The organism is Parabacteroides sp. AM08-6 (genome assembly GCF_003473295.1).
Taxonomy (GTDB): Bacteria; Bacteroidota; Bacteroidia; order Bacteroidales; family Tannerellaceae; genus Parabacteroides.
On sequence record NZ_QRMP01000065.1, the window covers coordinates 1 to 1,695 of the forward strand.

At 43.5% G+C, this 1,695-nt stretch carries 2 protein-coding genes; both read left to right on the top strand.

Translation table 11 applies throughout. From position 1 onward, the window contains the following. The first annotated feature begins 225 nt into the window (after positions 1–225). Entirely contained in the window at positions 226–1,134 is a 909-nt protein-coding gene (locus tag DW103_RS17765; RefSeq protein WP_122278600.1) for a hypothetical protein, read from the top strand. An 11-nt stretch (positions 1,135–1,145) separates the two neighbouring features. After that, entirely contained in the window at positions 1,146–1,553 is a 408-nt protein-coding gene (locus tag DW103_RS17770; RefSeq protein WP_122278602.1) for a hypothetical protein, read from the top strand. Positions 1,554–1,695: the final 142 nt, after the last annotated feature.

The window sequence follows — 1,695 nt, forward strand, 5'->3', positions numbered from 1 at the left end:
AGGTCAGGGATATGGAATGTCCCCGGTGTAATGGCCGGGGCGGTTTTTCGGAACAAATAGGCCATGACAAATATAAGTTTACCACTTGCAGCCTGTGTGTCGGCGCTAAAAAAGTAAAGGCTACTGTTACAATTAAATGGGAACCCGACTTCGGTTCCTGACATCCCGAACGGTTATCGGGGCGGTTCGATTCCGCCTCCGGGAACAAATTAATAAAATTTCTATATGAAAAAGAAGCGTTATATCATGCAAGACACTGCTATTACTACTTATACAGCCCCCGTTGTACTGGTAGAAGAATACAACAGGCAAATACAAGAGTTTGGCTTTAAAGACAAGCAGGAGGTCCTGACCTATCTGGCCGTAGGACTTTGCAATGAACGTAATGGCATAAAAAACAGTTGGATTGTACGGGGCATACTGAGTCGTGTTTCAGTTGAACGCCCTCCTGTCCTCCGGATATTTCCCCGGACATATATGGGTATACAGATAAGAGGGGAATATAAGGATAAAATACTTAGTCTTTCAGATTTCGGATATTTGTCCAACCTGATGAATGCCGTAATGGAAGCCTTTCTGGCAGCAGGAAGAACAGAAAAACGCAGGCTGAGGAAAGAGATGCACGCCCGGTTTGTACCGGACGTCCCCGGCTCCGAATGGTTACAAACGTATATTTCAAATACGCAATACGATAAATTATTTGAAATGGCCATACACGGCGGAATGTCCATAACGGGCATGGTACGTTCGGCGATTGGTCTGGTATTGGCAGCGGAATATGTCCTACCGGATGCTTGTCCGGTTCCATATGAAGTACAGGAAGCCATACAGGGTCGTCTGCGTATAGAGGGGTTTACGACACATCGTTTTTCCCGTGAGGTACAGTTCCGCATGTATGTAGGAAATGACGGGGTACGTGATGGCATATACCGTTTAATCCAGCGTTATCAGATACCCGGAACCAGCGAGTTCTTACGTCGCGTACTGCTTTTTCTTTTGGAATCAAAGAGCATCGGTTTCCGGTATATACCGGAGGAATCGGATTTTTCAGAATCCGATTATTTCGATGATAACGAAATGTATTACAACGAGCGATTATCCCGTAAGGATTTCGTACGGTCAATTTACCAATAAAATATAATATTATGACAAAAGAGGAATGGAAAAAGATTGCTGACTGGTGGGGTACCGGTTATGGCTCCGTAAAAATGAATATTGATGGGCATGAAATATCCCTATACAACAGTATTGACAAAAAGAAGATGATTGTCGAGGTTGCTGTTTATGTGGACGGACATATCAAAGGTATATACTCAAATAAAGACAATGAAATCGGGAACCGTTTTTGGCAACGGATGAAAAAGCCGTTTTACTCAGCTAAAAAAATGAAGGAACTTGCCAAGGCATTTGGTAAACGAAGCAAGATGGCACAACAGAGATATTACGAATATAATATTCCCAGTTGGCGATCCTTTGCTTCATTCAAAAGGCATATAACGACTCACAATGCCGAAATAAATCTTATCAAGGAAAGCGAGGCTAATGATGAGTAGGAAACTTAGCAACGTCCTTATTCGGGACCTGACGAAAGAGGATAACAAGACAATCCGGTCGATTATGAACGATACAGGGTGTTATCAGGCATCGAAAGCACTTATGCGGTGTGCTTACTCCTACCTCCGCATGTCGGCCATC

Bases quoted from the DNA above. Each gene is read 5' to 3' on its own strand.
- DW103_RS17765 (WP_122278600.1), top strand. From the start codon at position 226: ATGAAAAAGAAGCGTTATATCATGCAAGACACTGCTATTACTACTTAT.
- DW103_RS17770 (WP_122278602.1), top strand. From the start codon at position 1,146: ATGACAAAAGAGGAATGGAAAAAGATTGCTGACTGGTGGGGTACCGGT.